This is a genomic window from Bradyrhizobium sp. MV1.5 (genome assembly GCF_055807615.1).
The window spans coordinates 34,717-55,349 of the sequence record NZ_JBVVPL010000021.1 but is presented as its reverse complement, the minus strand read 5'-3'; the positions used below and the strand labels follow the sequence as shown (position 1 = coordinate 55,349).

21 protein-coding genes are annotated in these 20,633 nt (G+C 64.0%); 11 read left to right on the top strand and 10 right to left on the bottom strand.

Translation table 11 applies throughout. The features are described 5' to 3' along the window. Positions 1 to 52: 52 nt before the first annotated feature. Both AC0L2J_RS20375 and AC0L2J_RS20370 read left to right on the top strand, forming a co-directional pair. A complete protein-coding gene (locus AC0L2J_RS20375; protein WP_473247637.1) occupies positions 53 to 1,120 on the top strand; it encodes an alcohol dehydrogenase in 1,068 nt (355 codons plus the stop codon). A gap of 130 nt (positions 1,121 to 1,250) precedes the next feature. After that, on the top strand, positions 1,251 to 2,330 hold the full coding sequence (locus tag AC0L2J_RS20370; RefSeq protein WP_473393552.1) for an isocitrate/isopropylmalate dehydrogenase family protein: 1,080 nt from the start codon (positions 1,251 to 1,253) through the stop codon (positions 2,328 to 2,330). A gap of 33 nt (positions 2,331 to 2,363) precedes the next feature. On the opposite strand, the gene AC0L2J_RS20365 is transcribed toward AC0L2J_RS20370, so the two are convergent. The 5 genes from AC0L2J_RS20365 to AC0L2J_RS20345 form a co-directional block, all read right to left on the bottom strand. After that, entirely contained in the window at positions 2,364 to 2,648 is a 285-nt protein-coding gene (locus AC0L2J_RS20365; protein WP_473393549.1) for a hypothetical protein, read from the bottom strand. Positions 2,649 to 2,792: 144 nt separating this feature from the next. Beyond that, on the bottom strand, positions 2,793 to 3,614 hold the full coding sequence (locus AC0L2J_RS20360) for an enoyl-CoA hydratase (protein ID WP_473393545.1): 822 nt from the start codon (positions 3,612 to 3,614) through the stop codon (positions 2,793 to 2,795). A 111-nt stretch (positions 3,615 to 3,725) separates the two neighbouring features. Continuing rightward, positions 3,726 to 5,075 carry a L,D-transpeptidase family protein gene (locus AC0L2J_RS20355; protein ID WP_473393541.1) on the bottom strand — a complete coding sequence of 450 codons (1,350 nt, stop codon included), beginning with the start codon at positions 5,073 to 5,075 and terminating at the stop codon, positions 3,726 to 3,728. A 377-nt stretch (positions 5,076 to 5,452) separates the two neighbouring features. Continuing rightward, the gene (locus AC0L2J_RS20350; RefSeq protein WP_026233304.1) at positions 5,453 to 5,824 is read right to left on the bottom strand and encodes a helix-turn-helix domain-containing protein; all 372 of its coding nucleotides are present in this window, start codon (positions 5,822 to 5,824) and stop codon (positions 5,453 to 5,455) included. A gap of 29 nt (positions 5,825 to 5,853) precedes the next feature. Further along, positions 5,854 to 6,900, bottom strand: a complete 1,047-nt coding sequence (locus AC0L2J_RS20345; protein WP_063993246.1) for a LysR family transcriptional regulator — start codon at positions 6,898 to 6,900, stop codon at positions 5,854 to 5,856. A gap of 528 nt (positions 6,901 to 7,428) precedes the next feature. Between AC0L2J_RS20345 and AC0L2J_RS20340 the strand changes: the two genes are divergently transcribed. After that, a complete protein-coding gene (locus AC0L2J_RS20340; RefSeq protein ID WP_473247632.1) occupies positions 7,429 to 7,695 on the top strand; it encodes a hypothetical protein in 267 nt (88 codons plus the stop codon). 206 nt (positions 7,696 to 7,901) lie between these two features. After that, positions 7,902 to 8,633: a cytochrome c biogenesis CcdA family protein gene (locus tag AC0L2J_RS20335; RefSeq protein WP_084777321.1), complete on the top strand. Its 732-nt coding sequence runs from the start codon at positions 7,902 to 7,904 to the stop codon at positions 8,631 to 8,633. Here AC0L2J_RS20335 and AC0L2J_RS20330 read toward each other — a convergent pair. The 3 genes from AC0L2J_RS20330 to AC0L2J_RS20320 all read right to left on the bottom strand — a co-directional run bounded on the left by AC0L2J_RS20330 (position 8,630) and on the right by AC0L2J_RS20320 (position 11,929). Further along, positions 8,630 to 9,766, bottom strand: a complete 1,137-nt coding sequence (locus AC0L2J_RS20330; RefSeq protein ID WP_473393535.1) for a mandelate racemase/muconate lactonizing enzyme family protein — start codon at positions 9,764 to 9,766, stop codon at positions 8,630 to 8,632. The two genes, AC0L2J_RS20335 and AC0L2J_RS20330, sit on opposite strands and share 4 nt — an antisense overlap. 13 nt (positions 9,767 to 9,779) lie before the next feature. Beyond that, on the bottom strand, positions 9,780 to 11,237 hold the full coding sequence (locus AC0L2J_RS20325) for a sensor histidine kinase (RefSeq protein WP_063993243.1): 1,458 nt from the start codon (positions 11,235 to 11,237) through the stop codon (positions 9,780 to 9,782). A 347-nt stretch (positions 11,238 to 11,584) separates the two neighbouring features. Further along, positions 11,585 to 11,929, bottom strand: coding sequence for a DUF1236 domain-containing protein (locus AC0L2J_RS20320; protein ID WP_063993242.1), 345 nt, complete (start codon positions 11,927 to 11,929; stop codon positions 11,585 to 11,587). 138 nt (positions 11,930 to 12,067) lie between these two features. Between AC0L2J_RS20320 and AC0L2J_RS20315 the strand changes: the two genes are divergently transcribed. From AC0L2J_RS20315 to AC0L2J_RS20300, 4 genes are all read left to right on the top strand, one after another. Next, a complete protein-coding gene (locus AC0L2J_RS20315) occupies positions 12,068 to 12,301 on the top strand; it encodes a hypothetical protein (protein WP_007607722.1) in 234 nt (77 codons plus the stop codon). A gap of 379 nt (positions 12,302 to 12,680) precedes the next feature. Continuing rightward, the gene (locus AC0L2J_RS20310; protein ID WP_473247629.1) at positions 12,681 to 13,679 is read left to right on the top strand and encodes a TRAP transporter substrate-binding protein; all 999 of its coding nucleotides are present in this window, start codon (positions 12,681 to 12,683) and stop codon (positions 13,677 to 13,679) included. A gap of 84 nt (positions 13,680 to 13,763) precedes the next feature. Next, entirely contained in the window at positions 13,764 to 14,279 is a 516-nt protein-coding gene (locus AC0L2J_RS20305; protein ID WP_473247628.1) for a TRAP transporter small permease, read from the top strand. Continuing rightward, the gene (locus AC0L2J_RS20300) at positions 14,276 to 15,595 is read left to right on the top strand and encodes a TRAP transporter large permease (protein ID WP_473263504.1); all 1,320 of its coding nucleotides are present in this window, start codon (positions 14,276 to 14,278) and stop codon (positions 15,593 to 15,595) included. The genes AC0L2J_RS20305 and AC0L2J_RS20300 overlap by 4 nt, the downstream gene beginning before the upstream one ends. Before the next feature lie 49 nt (positions 15,596 to 15,644). Here AC0L2J_RS20300 and AC0L2J_RS20295 read toward each other — a convergent pair whose 3' ends face one another. After that, positions 15,645 to 16,919 carry a serine hydrolase domain-containing protein gene (locus AC0L2J_RS20295; protein ID WP_473393531.1) on the bottom strand — a complete coding sequence of 425 codons (1,275 nt, stop codon included), beginning with the start codon at positions 16,917 to 16,919 and terminating at the stop codon, positions 15,645 to 15,647. 171 nt (positions 16,920 to 17,090) lie between these two features. On the opposite strand from AC0L2J_RS20295, the gene AC0L2J_RS20290 reads away from it, so the two are divergent. Further along, a complete protein-coding gene (locus tag AC0L2J_RS20290; RefSeq protein WP_063993238.1) occupies positions 17,091 to 18,008 on the top strand; it encodes an intradiol ring-cleavage dioxygenase in 918 nt (305 codons plus the stop codon). 33 nt (positions 18,009 to 18,041) lie between these two features. Here AC0L2J_RS20290 and AC0L2J_RS20285 read toward each other — a convergent pair whose 3' ends face one another. Continuing rightward, complete coding sequence (locus tag AC0L2J_RS20285) at positions 18,042 to 18,932, bottom strand: LysR family transcriptional regulator (RefSeq protein ID WP_473393525.1); 891 nt, start codon at positions 18,930 to 18,932, stop codon at positions 18,042 to 18,044. A gap of 102 nt (positions 18,933 to 19,034) precedes the next feature. On the opposite strand from AC0L2J_RS20285, the gene AC0L2J_RS20280 reads away from it, so the two are divergent. Both AC0L2J_RS20280 and AC0L2J_RS20275 read left to right on the top strand, forming a co-directional pair. Further along, positions 19,035 to 19,904: an SDR family oxidoreductase gene (locus AC0L2J_RS20280; protein WP_473393521.1), complete on the top strand. Its 870-nt coding sequence runs from the start codon at positions 19,035 to 19,037 to the stop codon at positions 19,902 to 19,904. A 41-nt stretch (positions 19,905 to 19,945) separates the two neighbouring features. After that, entirely contained in the window at positions 19,946 to 20,620 is a 675-nt protein-coding gene (locus tag AC0L2J_RS20275; protein ID WP_473393517.1) for an NAD(P)-dependent oxidoreductase, read from the top strand. Positions 20,621 to 20,633: the final 13 nt, after the last annotated feature.

The following is a 20,633-nucleotide window of genomic DNA, read 5'->3' as shown; positions in this document are numbered from 1 at the left end:
TGCCGCTCATGCCATGGTGGCGGCGAGAAGAAAAGTATCCGGGAGGACGCCAATGAAAAGTTTCAAGGTCGCCGATTTCAAGGCGCCGCTGCAGGAGTTCGACGAGGCGACGCCGCAGCCGTCCGGCACGCAGGTGCTTATCAAGGTCAAGGCCGCCGGCGTCTGCCACAGCGACCTCCACATCTGGGAAGGCGGCTACGATCTCGGCCACGGCCGCAAGCCGCTCTCGCTGAAGGACCGCGGCATCAACCTGCCGCTGACCATGGGGCACGAGACCGTCGGCGAGGTCCTGGCGTTCGGCCCGGACGTGAAGTCGTCGGACCAGGGCGACGTGAAGATCGGCGATGTCGGCCTGGTCTATCCCTGGATCGGCTGCGGCAAATGCGCAACGTGCCTCGCCGGTGACGAGAACATGTGCCTGACACCGCGTTCGCTCGGCGTCTATTGCGACGGCGGCTATTCCGACCACATGCTGGTGCCGCATCCGCGCTATTTGCTCAATCTTAGAGGCCTCGATCCCGCGTCGGCTGCACCCTACGCCTGCTCGGGCGTCACGACCTACAGCGCGCTGAAGAAGCTCGAGCAGCACTTCGACACGCCGATCGTGATGTTCGGTGCCGGCGGACTTGGCCTGATGGCACTGTCGCTTCTGAAGGCGATGGGCGGCAAGGGCGCGATCATGGTCGACATCGACGCGAAGAAACGCGAAGCCGCGGAGAAGGCCGGCGCGCTCGCGACCGTCGATCCCAAGGCGCCCGACGCGCTGGAGCAGCTTGCCAAGAAAGCCGGTGGTCCCATCCGCGCCGTGCTCGATCTGGTCGGCAACGCCGCCACCACGCAACTCGGCTTCGACTGCCTGACCAAGGGAGGCAAGCTCGTGATCGTCGGCCTGTTCGGCGGCGGTGCGACCTGGGCACTGCCGCTGATCCCGATCAAGGCGGTGACGATCCAGGGCAGCTATGTCGGCAATTTGCGCGAGACGCAGGAGCTGCTCGATCTCGTGCGCGCGAAGAACATAGCGCCGATCCCCGTGACGCGGCAGCCGCTCGCGAAGGCCAACGACGCGCTGGTGCAGCTGCAGCAGGGCGCGGTGGTTGGTCGTACGGTGCTGACGCCGTAACATCCGCTCTATCCGCCGTCATTGCGAGCGTAGTGAAGCAATCCAGGAATCCCTCCGCGGACACAGTCTGGATTGCTTCGTCGCAAGAGCTCCTCGCAATGACGAGTCTCTCTCCCTCATTCGGAACCCGATGTCCGCAAATAGCGCCTTCCACATTGCCGTGCTCGCCGGTGACGGCATCGGTCCCGAAGTCATGGCGCCGGCCATCGAAGTCCTGCGCAAGATCGAGACGAAATCCGGCTTGAGCTTCCGCTTCACCGAGGCGCCGGCGGGCGCCAATCATTATCTCGCCACCGGCAAGTCGATGCCCGACACCACCATCAAGCTGTGCGAGAAGGCGGACGCGATCCTGCTCGGCGCCTGCGGCCTGCCGTCGGTGCGTTATCCCGACAACACCGAGATCGCGCCGCAGATCGAGTTGCGCTTCATCTTCGATCTCTATGCCGGTGTGCGCCCGGCGCGTCTCATTCCGGGCGTGCCGAGCCCGATCGTCGGCGCCGACCAGCGCGGCATCGATCTCGTCGTGATCAGGGAGTCCACCGAAGGCCTGTTCGCCTCGATGGGCAAGGGCGTCGTCACCCATGAGGAGGCGCGCGAGACCATGGTGATCACGCGCAAGACGTCCGAGCGCCTGTTCGAGTTCTCGTTTCGCCTCGCCGAGCGGCGCAAGGCGCGCGGCAAGCCCGGCGCGCTGGCCTGCGTCGACAAGGCGAACGTGTTCAAGGCCTTTGCGTTCTTCCGCGGTATCTTCGACGAGATCGCCAAGCGTCATCCGGAGGTGAAGATCGACCGGCTCTATGTCGATGCCTGTTCGGCGATGCTGGTGAAGCGTCCCTGGGATTTCGACGTGATGGTGATGGAGAACATGTTCGGCGACATCGTCTCCGACATCACCGCGAGCCTGATCGGCGGCCTCGGCATGGCGCCGTCGGCCGACATCGGCGACAAGTACGCCGTGTTCCAGCCGTGCCACGGCACCGCGCCCGACATCATGGGGCAGGGCAAGGCCAATCCCACCGGCATGATCCTGTCGGCTGCAATGATGCTGGACTGGCTCGCCGACAAGCACGGCGTCGAGGCCGCGGCCGAGGCCGGCGAGCAAATCGAGTGCGCCGTGGACAAGGTCTACGCCGGCGGCCTCAAGCCGATGGAGTTCGGTGGCAGTAATGGCACGGCCGACATCACGAAGGCGGTGCTCGCGGCGCTGTAGTCAAGGAAGAGGGGCCTCGCGGCCCCTTGTAGTTCACCAGCGACGCCAGTGGTGGCGGTGGCCCCAGCCCCACGGACGTGGGCCGTAGAAGCGTCGCGGGCCGCCGTAATAGCCGTAGGCGCCATAATAGTTCGGACGCCGGAAGCAGCGACCCGAGGGGTTGCAGACCCAGCGCACCTGATCGACGTCGACTGCCGGGCCGCTCGCGATACGGTCGGCCTGCGGAATGCCGTTCGGCATCGCCGCCAGTGCGTGTCCTGACATGAGCGCTGCGCCGCCCAGGGCAGCCAGAACAACAACGGCAAATTTGAGTTTCATCGCAATCTCCCTCTCTTGATGGCGAGAGAACTTCCAGCAAATCAGCTGGTTGCTATGGTGTTGCAGCGGCGTGGGAATTTAATCTTCCTGAATGCATGTTCACGTTGCCTGCCGTCGTTGCTGCGCGTCGTGGCAATGACGGAATCACCGTCCCTGGAACTGCGGCTTGCGCTTCTCCATGAAGGCCTGCCGGCCCTCGCGAAAATCGGCACTATCCATGCAAGCCGTGCCGACCGCCTTGATTGCATCCATGTCGCGCGCGCTTTCGTCCTTCAGCACATGAGCAATGGTGAGCTTGGCGGCCTTGATCGCGAGTGGCGCATTTTGCGAGATCGTTTCGGCGATGCCCATGGTCTCGCCCCAGAGCTGATCCTCCGGAACCACGCGCTCGACCAACCCGATGCGCAGCGCTTCGGTGGAATCGATGCGCATGCCCGTGTACACCAGGAGCCGTGCCCAGGACGGTCCGACCAGCGACACCAGGTGCTTCAAGCCATCATAGCCGTAGGCGATGCCGAGCTTCGCCGCGGGAATGCCGAACTGGCTGCCATGGGAGGCGATGCGGATGTCGGCGAGCATCGCCACCTGCATGCCGCCGCCGAGACAAAAGCCCTGGATGCAGGCAATGGTCGGCTTGGGATAATCGGCGAGCAGCGCGCGCTGGGCGGCGCTGCGTTTGCCATATTCCTCGGAAGCGGCGGCGTTATGCCGCGTCTTCTCGAACTGGCTGATGTCGGCGCCCGATACGAACGCCTTGCCGCCGGCGCCGCGCAGGATGACGACGCGCACGGCAGCGTCGTCGCGCAAGGCTGTCAGCGCCTCGCCAAATCCCTCCCACATCTCCAGCGACATCGCGTTGCGCTTGTCGGGATTGTTGAAGGTGATCACGCCGACGCCACCGGCTGTGTGCTTGAGGATCTTGCCGTCGGCGTAGGGAATTTCGGTCGTGCTGGACATGTCGGACATCGCGCTCGCTTTCGTTGGCGAGGTGCAATGTTCGGCCGGGGCGAGGCCAAGGTCAACCGCGGCAGCGGAGGTGGCTTTGCAGTCGCCTGTGCCGCGATTGCATGGCGCGGTCTATCTCGTCATGTGCGCGGTCAGCGGATGGCTGCCGGCATTGCTGAAGAAGGCCGCCTCTTCGGCGGTCGCCTCCAGCAGCTGCTCGTCCTGGTTATAGACGTCGTTGCGGAACTGGACGGTCTGGTCCTTGGTCATCCACGCCGTGAGATAGATCCAGGCCACCGGCACCTTCTTCGCCATGGCGACGTCGAGATGCGTGCCGCTGGCGATTTCCGCGTCGATCGCGGCGCGGCTCCATTTCGGCTGGTCCTTCAAGAGCCATGCGGCGAGATCGCGCACATTGTCGACGCGCGAGCAGCCATGGGAATCGAAGCGGTAGTCATCGCTGAACAGATTGCGCTGGTTGGTGTCGTGCATGTAGACCGAGTAGGAATTCGGCATGTCGATCTTGACCGCGCCGAGCGCGTTGAACGTGCCGTTGTGCTGGCGCACGGTAAAATTCGGCGTATGCGTGCCCGACCAGTCGACCGAATTCGGGTCGATCGGATTGTCGTGGGCGTCGAGCACCTCCATGTGCATGCGCGACAGATAGGTGGGATCCTTGCGCATATGCGCGGAGATCTCGGTCTTGGCGATCGAGGAGGGCACCGTCCAGGTCGGATTGAGGACGACGCTGCTGATCTGGGCCGTCAGCGTCGGCGAGGGCTTTTCGGTCTTGCCGACGATCACGCGATAACGCCTTACCACGACGTCGTTCTCGACCGCTTCGGCGAAGGCGGCGGGGATGTTGACGACGACATAGCGCTGGCCGAAGCCGAAATTCATGTTCTCGAGCCGCTGCAGCGAAGCCTCGAGCTGCCGGATGCGCTTTTGCACCGGCACGTTCATCGCCGCGATCGTGCGCGGCGTCATCGTCCCGGTCGGCGCGAGGCCGTGACGGGCCTGGAAGCGTTTCACGGCGTCCGCGAGATCCTGGTCGAAGGCGCCGCTCGCCTTGTCGGCGGCAAGATCGCCGGAGACGATCAGCCGCTTGCGCAGGAGATCGTCGTTGGCGCCCTGGGCGCCGGCCGCGAATTTGGCGTCTGCCGGGATCGCCGGCCAGCCGCCGCGCACTGCCAGATCGGAATAGCTGAGCGCCGCATCCTTGATGCGCTGGGCGGATCCTTCGTCATAGGTCGGCTCATGCGTCAGCGCGAGCGCCGCGGCCGAACGGCTCTCTGCCGTCGAAGCGGACGCCGGCGCGGCAGTTTTCGGTGCGGCTGCGTGGGCCGGATTGGCGGTGGCCGGCACCGTGCCAGCCGCAGTCGCCGGCTTGGGCCCGGCCTGTCCAATGGTCTCGGTCTGAGCAAGCGCAGAGGCACTCGCAAGCATGCCGACGGCAATGATCATCGCATGGCGTTTCGACATGTGTCCCATCTTCCCCATGAGAGCGAGGCCTGGACGGGCGCTCGCATCGGCAATTCCCGCGTCGTCGTGCTGATTCGAGAAATCGGCGGGAGGCTAGCGCCTCCCGGTTGCGGCTCCCTTAAGCACGGCGCATCGCGAGTCCCGTGCGCGAGGCACGCGGTCTCTGGATTGGGTCGCAACGGGGGCGGAATGGGTTCGCGAAAACTGCGGGCGACAGCGGGAAAAATGGTCAACAAAAAGGGGCGGTCATGCCGCCCCGAGAAGTCTGCGCGAGCGCGCGGGCCGGATAGATCTCGTCCGGGTCTCGTCCAATCCAGCCGCGTCCCCGTGACGCGGCGGATTGAACATCGGGCAGAAAGGCGCGAACGCGGATCGGCTCAGGCTTCGTTCGCCGCGATCGATTCCATCAGCGAAACGAGCTGACGCTGCACCGTCTGGTCCTTGATCTTGCTGTAGGCGCGCAGCAGGCGGAGGCTGAAGGCCGAGTCCAGGAAGAGCAGGCTCTCGACTTCGCGCGCCTTGTTGTCGCCGTCATAGAAGAAGGTCACGGGCACATCGAGGGCGGTGGCGATCTGCTGAAGCCGGGCCGCGCCGACGCGATTGACGCCCTTCTCGTACTTCTGGACCTGCTGGAAACTGACACCGAGCTTCTCGCCGAGCTCGGCCTGCGAGACCTTCATCTCGACGCGCCGCAGACGGATTCGCTTGCCCAGCTCAATGTCCGGCTTGCCGGCACTGCGCTGCTTCATTCTCTTCGCCGCTGTCTTCATCTTTTTTCTCATCGGTCTTCGGTTGAAAACCCCCCGAAGAGCTGGGTCAGGGGTTCGCCCATATACTCGTCCTTGAATTCATGCGGGTGCACGAACTCTTCCTTAAACCACGGGAAGCGCGCCGGATTGAAGGCTTCGATCAGCCAGTCAATCATGTGCCGCACGCGCGGAATCCGGCCGCTACTGGGATGGTAGGACAACCAGATATCCAGCGGTCTGTTCAGCTCGACCTCCAGTGGAATCAACTTCCCGCCAAGCGCAATGGCGTAGCTCGGGAATACGCCGATTCCGGCGCCATTCGCGACCGCCCAGTAGTTGGCGCTCGAGACGTTGGTCTTCATGACCAGAAGGTCACGTTCCGGAACGCCGGGGAAGAAGCTCTCGAAAGTTTGCTTGGCGGCGAGTTGGTCGGCGAACTGCAGCACCAGGCGGTGCTTGATCAACTCCATCGCCGAGCGCGGCGCGCCATGTTTCGAAATGTATTTCTCGGAGGCCCAGAACATCAGATGCATGCGGCCGAGCCGCACCAGCTTGACGTCGAGCGCGGAAGGCCGCGACAGGTGAATGGCGACGTCGGCCTCGTGGCGGGAGACGTCGGCCGAACGCATCGCGCAGTGCAGGTCGACCAGGATCTTCGGATAGGTCTGCTGGAATTCGACCAGCCGGGGGGCGAGCCAGAATGTGCCCAGTCCCTCGGTGACGGCGACGCGGACCTCGCCGGACAGGGCGTTCGCCGTCGAATCGCTGGTGCGCAGCACGTCGAACGCGGCCGCCTCCATTTGCTCGACGGCGGAGACCACCAGCGCGCCTTCGTCGGTCAGACGGGTGCCGTGGACGTCGCGGGTGAACAGGGTGGTGCCGGTCTGGCGTTCGAAATCATCGATCCGGCGGCGGACGGCGTTGATCGACAGCGACAGGCGCTCGGCCGCCGAGCGGAAACTTCCGCATCGGACGACTTCCAGGAAAATGCGCGCCGCATCCCAGTCCGACAGGCCGCTGATGTTTGTCTTTGGGCGTTCCTCCAGTGGAACGCCCCTTTCCGCCAAGGAGTGCATACAAGTCCCTTCGGGTCGCTAAACTGGCAGAATCTGGGGCAAACCACAACCACGGCGGGTTGGGGAACGACGAGTTTTGAACGTCATCCTTACTACGCCGCAGGTGGTATTCTGGTGCTGCCAGGGCCGGGAACAAGAGTTGGAATCGGGCAAACCATCGCCCGTATGAGGGGTGTGGCGTGAGTTCCGTTGTGAGCCGCGACAGGGCTGCGGGATCGTCGGCGCTGTCCGCAATGAACGTCCTTGCGCGAGAGCCGGTGCCTTCCGCGATGGATCAATTGCAGCACGCCAGGCGTTTTACGATTGAGGGTTTTACGATCGAGGGCTTTACGATCGAGGGCGTTACGACTGAGCGTTTCGACGGCCGGCGGCGCGACGCAATACGCGCCGGAACCGCGGTTTCAAGGCAGAAACACACTGAAATCATATTCGGGGGCGCAGCGGCCTCGTGTTATCCTCGACGCTCCATGGGGGCCAAAGAGGTCGTCACAACCACGTCTCACAGGCCGAATTAGCGGAAAGAACGCCGTGTCGCATACAGACGAACAGTTGCAGTCGGTGCTGGAAACGCTCGAAGAGTGCCGCAGGGTGCTCAACGAGAGCAACAGCCGTGAGTCGGCCGAGCTGCTGTCCATCGTCATCCTGGACGTGCGGATGAAGCTCAAAGGAATTGACGGTGCCGATCTCAAGGCGCTGTGCGACGAAATGCTGCGGACGGCCACGAGCGAACCGCAGCCCCCCTCCAAGCAGACGCAGGACCAGCCCCGGCGTCCGCTGCTCCGCGTGGTGAAGTAGCCGCGCCGCCGAGTTTCGCTTTTTGGCGAGATTTGTGCGTGTCCCGATGCCGCATCTGTGATTACAGACGGCATCGGGAGGAGCCCTGGTTTTGTGCGCCTCTGTTGCGCATTCGCTGGCATCGGCTACACCAGAGCCGGTTCGGCTCCGGGCCGCGCGCATTCCCCGCGCGCCGCACCGGCGCCTGAGATGGCTCCGACTGCATCATGCAAAATGTTTCGATCCCGGCGGCGCTGATTGCCGGCCTTGTCAGCTTCCTCTCCCCTTGCGTCCTGCCGCTGGTTCCGCCCTACCTGATCTATCTGACGGGCGCGACGATCGAGCATGTCGAAAGCAACGAGCCCGCATCAGTCTCCAAGCGTGCGATCATGATGTCGGCGCTCCTGTTCGTGCTCGGCTTCTCCACGGTGTTCGTGGCGCTCGGCGCCAGCGCCTCGCTGATCGGCGGGCTGATCCGCGCCTGGTCGGCCGAACTCTCGATCCTCGCCGGCATCGTCATCATCGTCATGGGCCTGCACTTCCTCGGCCTGACGCGCATCGGCCTCTTGATGCGCGAGGGACGCTTGACCGCGCCCAAGCCCGTCGGCCTCTGGGGTGCTTATGTGATGGGGCTCGCCTTTGCCTTTGGCTGGACGCCCTGCATCGGCCCGATCCTTGCCGCGATCCTCTCGGTCGCCGCAGCCGAAGCGACGGTGACGAAGGGCGCCGGCCTGCTCGCGGTCTATTCGGCCGGCCTCGGCATCCCCTTCCTGATCGCCGCCCTCATGATCGAGCAGTTTTCCACCCTGTTCGCGCGCATGAAGGGCCACCTCGTCAATGTCGAGCGCGCCATGGGCGTGTTGATGGTGATCACCGGCATTGGCTTCCTCACCGGCGCGGTCTCGAATGTGAGCATCTGGCTGCTGGAGACGTTTCCGGCGCTGCAGACGTTCGGTTAGGCGTCCGCCGCAAAGCGCACCAGCGCGGCGCGGTCGATCTCGATCCCGAGGCCCGGCCCCTCGGGCACCCGCACGACGCCCCTCGCGTGCTCGATCGGCTCCTTCAAAATCGCCTGCCGGATCGGATGCTCGGTGCGGTCGAACTCGAGCATCGGTTCGAGCGGTGACAGCGAGGTCGGCGTGTGCGAGGGCAGCACGGCGAGCAGCTGGAGCGAGGCGGCGATCGCGATGCCGGTGCCCCAGACGTGCGGATTGTAGCGGATGCCGAACGCCTCGCTCATGTCGGCGATCTTCTTGCATTCACTCAAACCACCTGCCGCGCAGGTGTCGGGCTGGGCGATGTCGATCGCGCGAGAAGCGAAGAGGTCGCGGAAGCCGAAGCGGGTGAATTCGCATTCGCCGCCGGCGATGGGGATCGAGAGCGCCGACCGCACCGCGCGATAGCCTGCAACATCCTCCGGCGGCACCGGCTCCTCGAACCATCCGATGTCATGGCGTTCGATCATGCGGCCGAGCCGGATCGCCGCGACCGAATCGTAGGCGTGGTTCGCATCGACCATCAGCGCAACATCGGGGCCGATCGCCTCGCGCACCGCGCGGGTGATCGCGGCATCCTCCGCGATGCCGAAACCGACCTTCAGCTTCACGGCGCGGAATCCTTCGGCGGCATAGCCCGCCGCTTCCTCCGGCAGATAGGTCAGCGGATCGCCTGACTTGCGCCGGTAGAGACCGGTCGCATAGGCCGCAACCTGCTTGCGCGCGGCGCCGCCGAGAAGCTGATGCACGGGCACGCCAAAATGCCTGCCCTTGATGTCCCATAGCGCGATGTCGATGCCGCTCATCCCCTGGATCACGACGCCCTTCTGGCCGTGATCCCGCAGGCGCGCGTAGACCATCTGCCACAGCACGTCGGTGCGCAACGGATCCTCGCCGATCAGCCATGGTTCGATGTTGCGAACCACCGCCGCCGTCATGCGTGCCGGACCGTAGCATTCGCCCCAGCCGACAAGACCGTCGTCAGTCTCGATCTCGACCAGCATCGCGGTGCGCGTGTCGTACCAGGCGCGCGAATAGGCGAAGGGCTGCGACAGCTTCGCTTCGAGAATGTGCGTGCGAACCCTTGTGATCTTCATTGCCAGCCTCCGTTCATCGCGCCTCGTCCAGCGCGCAAATCACCGTGCAGACCACGCCGCGGGGCAGGAAGTCGACCGTTGCCTCGCCGCCGAGCTGGTCGCGCGCGCTGCGCTCGATCAGGCGCGAGCCGAAGCCGCGCTGCACCGGCGCCGTCACCGGCGGTCCGCCGGTCTCGGTCCAGATCAGGCGCAGCCGCGGCTTCGGCGCCTCGGCAAGGACTTCCCACTCCAGCGTCACCCGGCCGGTCTCGTTGGACAGCGCACCGTATTTCGCGGCGTTGGTGGCGATCTCGTGCACGATCATCGACAGCACCACGGCGAGCCGCGGCGACAGCGGCACCGCGGGGCCGGCCATGCGGATGCGCTCTGGATTGTTCAGCAGGAACGGCTGTAGCGCGCGGGCGATCACGTCCCGCAGCTCGGAGCCTGCCCATTTCTCCTGGCTGAGCAAATTATGCGCCTCGGCCAGCGCGCCGAGCCGGCCCTCGAACTTCACCCGCTCGTCCCGACTGGCACTGCGGAAGGTCTGCACCGCGATCGCCTGCATCAAGGCGAGCGTGTTCTTGACGCGATGGTTGAGCTCGTCGATCAGGAGATCGTGCAGCATCTCGCCGCGCGCGATCGTGGTCGCCATCCTGACCGCGAAGGTCAGGCCGGTCAGCAGCAGGATGCCCCCGATCAGGCTGGTGATCGCGATGTTGCGCCAGAGCGGAGCGATCAGCGAACTCTCGGCGACGCCGGCCACGATGGTCCAGCCGGTCAGCCGCGACCTCGTATAGACGGTGGACAACGCAACACCGTCGAGCGAAACCGTCGAGAGTGCGGCTTCCGGCGTGCGCAACATACTCTCATACAGCGTGCCGGTAGCCCGTTTGCCGAAGATCTCCGTAGGGTTCGGCGTGCGCGCGAACACGATGGCCTTGGTGTCGAGCAGGGAAACCGTCCAGTCCCGGTCGGGCCGCTGCTTCTCGACCAGGTCCTGAAAGATGCTGATCGGCGGACTGAAGCAGAGGTCGTAGATCACTTCGCCGTCGCGGAGCACCGGAACCTCGACCGTAAGCACTGGCCGGCCGTTGATCGCGCCGGTGAACAGGTCGGAATATTGCGGCGACCTGGTCGCAAACACCTTCTCGATGATCTCGAGATGACCGCGGGGCGGCAGGCTCGCGGTGTCCTCGGTCGCAGAGGAAAACAACAGCCGGCCCTTGCGATCGGAGATCAGCACGAGGCCACCCTTGCCGTACTGGTCGACGAAGCCGAGCGCGATGCGGCGGAAGCTCTGGAAGTCGTCGTTGCGCAGCGAATTCGTCAGCGCAAGCACCTGCAAGCCGCCGGTCATCCGCTGCACCTCGGAATCCAGCACGAGGCGCATGCTGCGCACGTTCTCCAGCACGCGGCGGGTCGCATCGTTGCGGTCCTGCTTGTAATTGTAGACCGCAATACCGACCGCGAAGACGATCAGCGGCAACATCGTTCCCGTGACCAGAAGAGCGAGCCGGACCGGCAAAGTGAGCTTTGACAAACGCGGGCGTCCCGGTTCCAGCGCATAGGAGCGCCGGATTTATGGTTTTGGGAGACCATAAGGGCGGGATTTGCGCTGCGCCATAATTTTTCGCGTCCGGACGAGCCGCCCAGGGACAAGGTTTTGCAGCGCAGTCCGCGGCTGCGCCTCAGCTCATGCTGATTGCGGTCAGGAGCAGGCACATGGCGTAGACGGCAGCCAGGCTGAGCCCGGCGATCCGGGCCTCTCGATACGATTTCATCACTTCAACTCCCGGAGAGGGCGGCCGCCTTCAAGGCGGCCCCCTTACACCTGGATCAATCAATTTCCTGAACGACGGTGCGCGAGCCGGGATCGACGAGCATCACGTGATCGCCGGAGTAGACGTAGCGATACTTGGTCAGCGACGGACCCCAGTCTGCGGGAACGGCCTCGAGTTCGACGTCGCTCGGCACGGCCGCACCGACAACGATCTTTTCCTTCGTCGTCACCGGACGGACGCGGTGCTCGGTGACGTAGGATTTGATCTTGGTTCGGTACTGCGGCTCGATCTGAACGGCCGCCGCGTGGCCCGTCCCGGTCGTCGTCACGACGGTCGATTGCGCGAAAGCACCGGTCGACATCAGGACCGCCGCGGCGGAAAGCAGGAACAACTTCTTCATCTCGTTCTCCTCGTTTGAAGATGCGCCGCAACAACCCCTCATCGCCGACAGCGTTCCCGACGCTGGGAACTAATTGCCGCTTTTTCCCGTTTATAGCTCACCGGGTTGAACGGCTCGGGCTCTGGAGGAGGACGACAAATGAAGTTGAAGATAGTAACTGCAGCACTGATGCTTGCCGCAATATCCCTGCCGGCGTTCGCGGCCGACGAGTTCTACGTCGTGCAGGACGTCAAAACCAAGAAGTGCACGATCGTCGACAAGAAGCCGACGGACACGTCCATGACCGTCGTCAGCCCATCGGGCACGATCTACAAGTCGCGCACCGAGGCTGAAAGCGGCATGAAGACCGTCAAGGTCTGCACGTCCAACTGAGGAGGATGACAAATGCCAGTTCTGATTCTCTGGGCCGTTCCGGCCGTGTTGGTGATCGGCGGCGGCATCTATCTGATCGGCCATTTGCATTAAGCGCAGTGGGAAGCGAGCGGGTCTGTGCGTGCAGCGCACAGGTCCGCAAGCCGTCTGCTCCGAGAGGAGGAGGGCGCCCCTCGGCCTGCCACGCATCGGCAGGAGCGCAAGTTGCAGTGCAGCAGTTCGCGAAAAAGGGTGGCCCTGCGACGAAGAGGACCTCCCGCGCACGCGAAATGACTTCCGTCCCGCCGACGTTTTCCATACGCTTCCCTCTCGCAAGCCGCATACCGGCTGCGCTCACGGCCCGGCGACAGGGCCGGAGCATCAAAAGGGAGGGGAGACGATGAAGCGAAGGTCATTTCTCGCTGGGCTCGGCGCGACCACTGCAGCGGCTGCGATCGGCATGCCGTCGATCATCCGGGCGCAGTCGCCGATCACGCTGAACGGCGCGGTCCAGTTCAACGACGACCACGCCTTCAACCGGGCACTGCTCCGGTTCGAAGAGCTGGTGAAGAAGTATTACGGCAAGCCCGTCAACTTCACACTGCACAGGAATTCCTCGCTTGGCCTCGAAAAGCAGTATTTCGAGTACATGTCGCAGGGCAAAGCCGTCGACTACGGCATCGTCTCGCCGGCTCACATGTCGACCTTCGCCAAGGCGGCCCCGTTCATCGACGCGCCCTTCGTGTTCAAGGGCATCGAACACATGAACAAGGTCGTCGAAGCCAATATCCTGGCGCCGATCGCCGACGAAGTTGCGGCCAAGGCCGAGGTCGTTCTGATCGGCTATTCCGGCGGTGGCATCCGCAACATTTTCGCCAACAAGCCGCTCAAGACTGTCGCCGACCTCAAGGGCCTCAAAGTGCGCGTACAGGGCGCGCCGATCTGGTCGAAGACCTTTGCGGCCGTGGGCATGAGCCCGACGGTGATCGCCTATAACGAAATCTACAACGCGATCCAGAACGGCGTGATAGCGGCCGGGGAGAACGAGGCGGCCGGCGTCGAGGCGATGAAGTTCTACGAAGTGGCTCCGCATCTCAACCTGACCCAGCACGCCGTGTCGATACGGCCGATCTGCTTCTCGGTGAAGACGCTGAAGACCTTGCCCAAGGAGTTGCAGGACGCGATCATGAAAGCCGGCAAGGAAGCCGGCGACTATGGTCGTCAACTGGAGTCGAGCGAGGAGGTCGTCAAGCTCGACACGCTGGAGAAGGCCGGCAAGCTCAAGCGCGTTCCCTTCGAAGAGCGCGACGCCATGAAGAAGCTCGCCGATCCCGTGATGGCCACCTACGCCAAGGAAATCGGCGCGGAAGGCATTTTCGAGAAGATCAACGTCGTCTGAGAACTGTCGCCGCCCACGCGACAGGACGTCGGGGCAAGCCAGACGGCTTGCCCCATTGCATGATTGTGATCCTCCGGAGTCGTAATGACCGAAATATCGATGCCACCGAACCCGTCGCCATGGCGCCGAGCAACGGCGGCCTATGCAAAACTGCTGGAAATCCTGCTCGCCGCCTCGGTCGGCCTTCTGGTCATTCCGGTCACGTTGCAGATCATCTCGCGCTACACGCCTTTGATTCCGTCCTACATCTGGACCGAGGAGATGGCGCGGTTCATGTTCATCTGGACGATCATGATCGGCGCCATGGTCGGCATCAGAGAGTCGCAGCATTTTGAAGTCGACGTCTGGCCTGACCTGTCACGCCGAAGCGAAGCCATGGTGCGGATTCTCGCGCGGCTCGGCGTGCTGGCGCTGGCACTGGTGTTCGTATCCGCCGGCATCGAGTTCACCCGCTTTGCCTGGAACAGAACTTCGGAGCTGGCCGATCTGCCGCTTTGGCTGATCCACGTCGCCTGGCCGGTTGCCGGCGTGACCTGGATCGTGTTCGCCGGTGAGCAGATTGTCGACGAGTTGCGGATTCTGGTTGGGGCAAATCAATGAGCGGCAATGTTCTTTCTGCCGGACAGGCCGCAATGGTCCTGTTCGGGACTTTCGTTGGCCTGCTCATCATACGCGTCCCGGTCGCCTTCGCGCTTGGCCTTGCCTGCGTGCCGATCCTGCTGATCGAGCCGCATCTGTCGCTGATGACGCTCGCGCAGGAAACCTTCAACGCCTACAATTCGTTCATCCTGCTGGCGGTGCCGTTCTTCCTGCTCACCGCCAATCTGATGAGCATCGGCGGCATCACCGACCGGCTGGTGGCGCTGTCCCGCTCGATGGTCGGACACTGGCCGGGGTCGCTGGCGCAGATCAACGTGGTGCTGTCGGTGTTCTTTGCCGGCATCTCCGGCTCCTCCACCGCGGACGCGGCGAGCCAGTCCAAGATCTTCATCGATGCCCAGACCAAGGAGGGTTACGACCTCTCGTTCTCCATCGCCATCACCGCGGTCTCGGCCGTCCTTGCCGTCGTCATCCCGCCCTCGATCCTGATGATCGTGTGGGGTGGACTGATCTCCACCTCGATCGCTGCGATGTATCTCGCGGGCATCGTGCCGGGATTGCTGATCGCCGGCGCGCAGATGGCGACAGTGCATATCTATGCCGTGCGACGAGGTTACCCGACCTATCCGAAGGACACCTGGAGGGAGATGTGCTGCGCCATCTGGCGCTCGATACCGGCGCTGCTGACGCCGTTCATCATCGTCGGCGGCATCCTGCTGGGGTGGTTCACCGCGACCGAATCCGCCTGCGTCGCGGTGCTTTATTCCGTGGCGCTGTCGACGTTCTTCTACCGTGAAACCGGCGCGCGCGAACTCTACAAGGCTTTGCTCGACACCGGGCGCCTGGCCGGCGTCGCGCTGTTCTGCGTGGGCACCGCGAGCGCGTTCGGCTGGCTGCTGGCTTACTACAGGATTCCGCAGGAACTGCTGGCCAACGTCTCGACCTGGGGCATGGGCGCGATCGGGGCCGGCTTCTTCATCGCGCTATGCTTTCTGGTGGTGGGCTGCTTCCTCGACGCCATTCCGGCGATCATCATCGTCGGCACCGTTCTCGAACCCCTGGCGAAATCAGTCGACCTCCATCCGGTCCAGTTCGCGATCATCTCCATCATATCGCTGGCCTTCGGGTTGGTGACGCCCCCTTATGGCCTGTGCTTGATGATCGCCTGCTCGATCGCGGGGGTGCGGCTGCGCTATGCCCTGAAGGACACGGTGATCATGCTGATTCCGATGCTGCTCGTGCTGGCGGCCGTCATCGTCTGGCCGAGCGTGTCGCTGTTCCTGCCGCGTCTGATCGTGCCGGAGATGTTGAAATGAGCAGGGGTTGATCCCGCGGCTCTGATGCCGCGGGATCGGTCCAATTTTCCTACAGATTGCTCTCGGTGATCGCGGCGTAGACCATGCTGCGCAGCTCGCGCCGGAGCGGGTAGGCGCTCGACGGCAGCACCTGCGTCATGAAAATGGTGATCAGCTCTTCGGCCGGGTCGATCCAGAACGACGTCGTGGCCGCGCCGCCCCAATTGTATTCACCGGGGCTGCCGGCGACCAGTGTCTCGGCCGGGCGCATGGTCACGGCGAAGCCGAGTCCGAAGCCAATGCCGTTATAGGTCGCTTCGGAGAACAGCGAGCGCGACACCTCGGGGAGGAAGCGGCCGCCCGGAATGTGGTTGGTCGTCATCAACGCCAGCGTCTTCGGCCCGATCAACCTGACGCCGCCGAGTTCGCCGCCATTGAGCAGCGCACGGCAGAAGGTGAGATAGTCGGCCGTCGTCGAGCACAGCCCGCCGCCGCCCGAGATCAAGGATGGCGGCGACAGGAACGAACTCGTCGCCGGATCGTCCTGCAGGGTCAGTCCCTCGCGCCGCTGGCCGGCATGGAAGGTCATGCCGCCACCAGGGTCGGCCGAGTAACAGGCGGCGAACCGGTGGGCCTTGGAAGCCGGCACGTGGAAATCAGTGTCGGTCATGCCGAGTGGATCGAGGATGCGTTGTTTCAGGAACTGCTCGAAGGGTATGCCGGAGATCTTGCCGACGAGGTAGCCGAGCACGTCGGTCGAAACGGAGTAGTTCCAGGCCTCGCCCGGCGAGAATTCCAGCGGAATTTTTGCGAGGCTCTCGATCATGGTCTGGAGCGTGCCTGATTTCTCGACCTCGCCGATCTTTTCAGCGCGGTAGGCGGCATCGACGTTCGAGCGCTGCTGGAAGCCATAGGTGAGGCCGGACGTGTGGCGCAGCAGGTCGACGATCAGCATCGGCCGCGTCGGCGGACGGGTCAGGAAGGAAGGCGCGGTGCCGGCGACGAACACGCCGAGATCCCTCCATTCCGGAATGTACTTGGCGACGGGTTCATCGATCGCGACGAGGCCCTGCTCGACCAGCATCATGAAGGCGACGCTGGTGAGCGGCTTGGTCATGGAATAGATGCGGTAGATGGTGTCGTCCTTGACGGGCAGCTTGCGCTCGACGTCGGCAAAACCCTGCACCGAGCTGTGGGCGATCTTGCCACGGCGATAGACCAGGAGATGCGTGCCCGGGAAGCGACCGGGATCGATGTACCGGCTCTTCAGATGCGCATCGACGCGGTCGAGTGCGGCCTTGGACATGCCAACCGATTCGGGCGAGGCGGGGGTGGGGGCGAGCATCAGTTCCTCCGGGCAGTTTTGTCCGACGTTGATAGCCGATATGGCGGTCTCATTCCAAGCCGGTCGCGCTTAACGCCGGCCGGCTGTTTGGTGTAGGCTTCACCTTGGAACGCCTCCAAGCAGCCCAAAAGATCCCCAACGGGCCAACGAGAAAACGCAGGCAAACGCACCATGACCCAGTTCAACGAGACCGAACTCACCGAAGCCGTCGTCCGGAGCTTTGACCAGACACCCGACCCGCGCGCGAAATTCCTGCTCCAGGAATTGGTGAAGTCGCTGCACGATTACGTGAGCAAGACCGGCCTCACCTTCGAGGAATGGGAATACGCCATCGATTTCCTGACCCGCACCGGCCAGAAATGCACGGACACCCGGCAGGAATTCATCCTGCTGTCCGACGTGCTCGGCGTCTCCATGCTGGTCGACGCGGTCAACCACCGCGAGCGCGAGGGCGCTACCCAGACCACCGTGCTCGGGCCGTTCTATGTCGGCGAGCACAAGGTGACGGCGCACGGCACCGACATCTCTCCGAACAATCAAACGGGCGAACGGATGTTCGTGCAGAGCCGTGTCACCGATCTCAAGGGCGAACCGCTCGCGAATGTCCCCGTCGACGTCTGGCATGCCGACGATGACGGCTTCTACGACTCGCAGAAGCCGAACTATGACGTGGTCGGCGCCTCGGCGCGGGCGCGCTTCATCACTGATAGCGACGGCCGCTTCTTCTTCCGCACCATCTTGCCATGCAGCTACCCGATCCCGACCGACGGCCCGGTCGGCGAGATGATCGTGCAGACCAACCGCCACCCGATGCGCCCGGCGCACGTGCACTTCCTGGTCAATGCCAAGGGCTATGAGCCGCTGATCACCCACGTCTTCATGGACGGCGACAAATATCTCGATTCCGACGTCGTGTTCGGCGTGAAGGACGACCTCGTCGCCAAGGTCGAGCCGCGCAACGACCTTGAGATGCCCGACGGCACCAAGGCGAGCGGGCAGTGGCACCTGATGACCTATGAATTCCACCTCAAGCCCGGCGGCGGCATGGCGCCGAAGCCGCTGGGAACCAAGGCTGAGGAGCCCGCCTGACCGTCAGGCGCGAGCAGCGCCCGCCGTCTCTCATTACCCGATAAAGGCCGCCAGCTCATCAGGCGTCCCCATCGGAAAGGCTTCTTTGATAAAGTCGAGGAAGGCGGATACGCGCGCGCTCAGGAGCCGGCGGGATGGATAGAGCGTCCACAACGCGATCTCTGGTCCCTCGATGTCGCCCCAATGCACCAGCGTGCCGGCAGCCAGGTCGTGACTGACCAGTGACACCGGAAGGCGGGCGGCGCCGACGCCCGCCCGGACCGCATCGCGGACCATGACGAGCGATGACAGGCGCAGGACCGGATCAATCGCGATCCGCGATCTTCCGCCTGGCATCATCACTTCCCAGCTTGTCAGCTGGTCGCCCGCTCCGCGCATGACAGCCGGCACAGCGATGCCGTCCCTCGGTCGTTCCAGGTTCGGGCTCGCCACGACCACCAGCCGATCGCGCAGAAAGATTCGTCCGACAAGGCTGTCATCCGGAGCGGGATTGACCCGGATCACCAGATCATAGCCTTCCTCCACCATGTCGACGGAGCGATCTTCCGTCGTGACGTCAAGACGGACCTCCGGGTATCTGAGCGCGAACCCCGCCGCGAGGTTTCCCATTGCAGTCTGCGAGAACAGCAAAGGCGCGCTGATCCGCAAGCGCCCGCGCGGCCTGTCCCCGCCCGAAGCGATCGCTGTCGCCGTCTCGTCAAGCTCGGTGAGCAAGGCCCCCGTCCGCTCGTAAAGGGCGCGCCCTTCCTGCGTGAGTTTCAAGGTGCGCGCTCCCCGTTCGAACAGGCGGAGGTCGAGGGCAGCCTCCAGCTCGGCGACCCGCCGGGACAGGGTGGCTTTCGGGCGTCCGGCGGCCCGTGCGGCCCGTCCGAACCCGCCGTGCCGGGCGACGAGATTGAAGTCAGTGAGTGCGAGCAGGTCCATCGTTCCACCAGTGAGACAGTCAGTCCAGATATAGCGGCTATCGGTTCGTTTGTGGATCACTAATTTCCCTTGTGTCTTCTGACCCAACCCGGAGTGATCCCCATGACCATCCTCGTTACCGGCGCAACCGGCACGATCGGCCGCCACGTCGTCGAACAGCTCGTCAAGCGCGGTGCCGATGTCCGTGCTCTCGCCCGCGATCCTGCCAAGGCAAACCTCCCGGCAGGCGTTACCGTCGTGCGGGGCGACCTGCTCGACGTCGACTCGATCCGTAGCGCATTCAAGGGCGTCTCGACCCTGTTCCTGCTCAACGCAGTGGTGCCGGATGAATTCACGCAGGCACTGATCGCGCTCAACGTGGCCCGCGACGCCGGCGTCGAGCGGGTGGTCTACCTCTCGGTGATCCACAGCGATCGCTACGTCAACGTCCCGCACTTTGCCGGCAAGTTCGGCGTCGAGCGGATGATCGAGCAGATGGGCTTCAACGCCACCATCCTGCGCCCGGCGTACTTCATGAACAACGATGCCACGATCAAGGACGTGGTGACCGGATACGGCATCTATCCGATGCCGATCGGGAGCAGGGGCCTCGCCATGATCGACGCGCGCGACATCGGCGAGATCGCGGCCCTCGAGCTCATCCGTCGTGAGCGCGCCGCAGCGCCGCTTGCGCTCGACCGCATCAATCTCGTCGGTCCCGATACGCTGACCGGCGCGAAAGCCGCCGCCGTCTGGTCGGAGGTGCTGGGCCGCGCGATCGCCTATCCCGGTGACGATACCGCCGGCTTCGAGAAGAACCTCCGGCAATTCATGCCGAGCTGGATGGCCTACGACATGCGGCTGATGAGCGAGCGTTTCCTCACCGAGGGAATGGTCCCCGAGGCCGGCGACGTCGAGCGGCTGACCGCGCTGTTGGGCCGTCCGCTGCGCTCCTATCGCGACTTCGTCTCCGAGATCGCGGCCTCTGCCTGACGGCAGGGCACGTCCCAATCACGACAACGAGGACTCCTATCATGACCTCTTCAATCGCCACTGTTCCGGTGAATCCGGAAGGCGCAACGAAGATATTGGTGCTTGGAGCGACCGGTGCGACCGGTCGCCTGATCGTCAACCAGGCGGTGACGCGGGGCTACGACGTCACTGTGCTGGTGCGTTCCGCAGGGAAGGCAAGTGACATCACGGGGGCGAAGCTCATCGCCGGAGACGCCCGCGACGAAACAGCCCTGCGCGAAGCCCTCATAGGCCGTGACGCCGTGGTCAGTGCGCTGGGTACACCGGTAAGCCCGTTCCGCGAGGTGACGCTTCTCTCGACCGCGACGCGCACGCTCGTGAGCGCGATGAAGGCCGAGCAGGTCTCGCGGCTGGTTTGCATCACGGGGATGGGCGCCGGCGACAGTGCAGGGCACGGCGGCTTTGTCGCCGACAATGTGATCTTTCCGCTTCTCCTCAAGAAGGTGTACGCCGACAAGAACCGACAGGAAGCGATCGTCAGAGACAGCGGGCTGGACTGGGTCCTGGTTCGCCCCTCGATCCTCAATAACAAGTCCGGCCGAGGCTCGGTCCGGGCCCTGACGGATCTTTCAGGCTTCCATGGCGGCAACATCGCGCGCGAAGACGTTGCGAAATTCGTGCTCGATCAGGTGCGCAACGATACCTGGCTGCATCGTTCTCCGCTCATCACGTGGTGACCCTTGCGTGGCG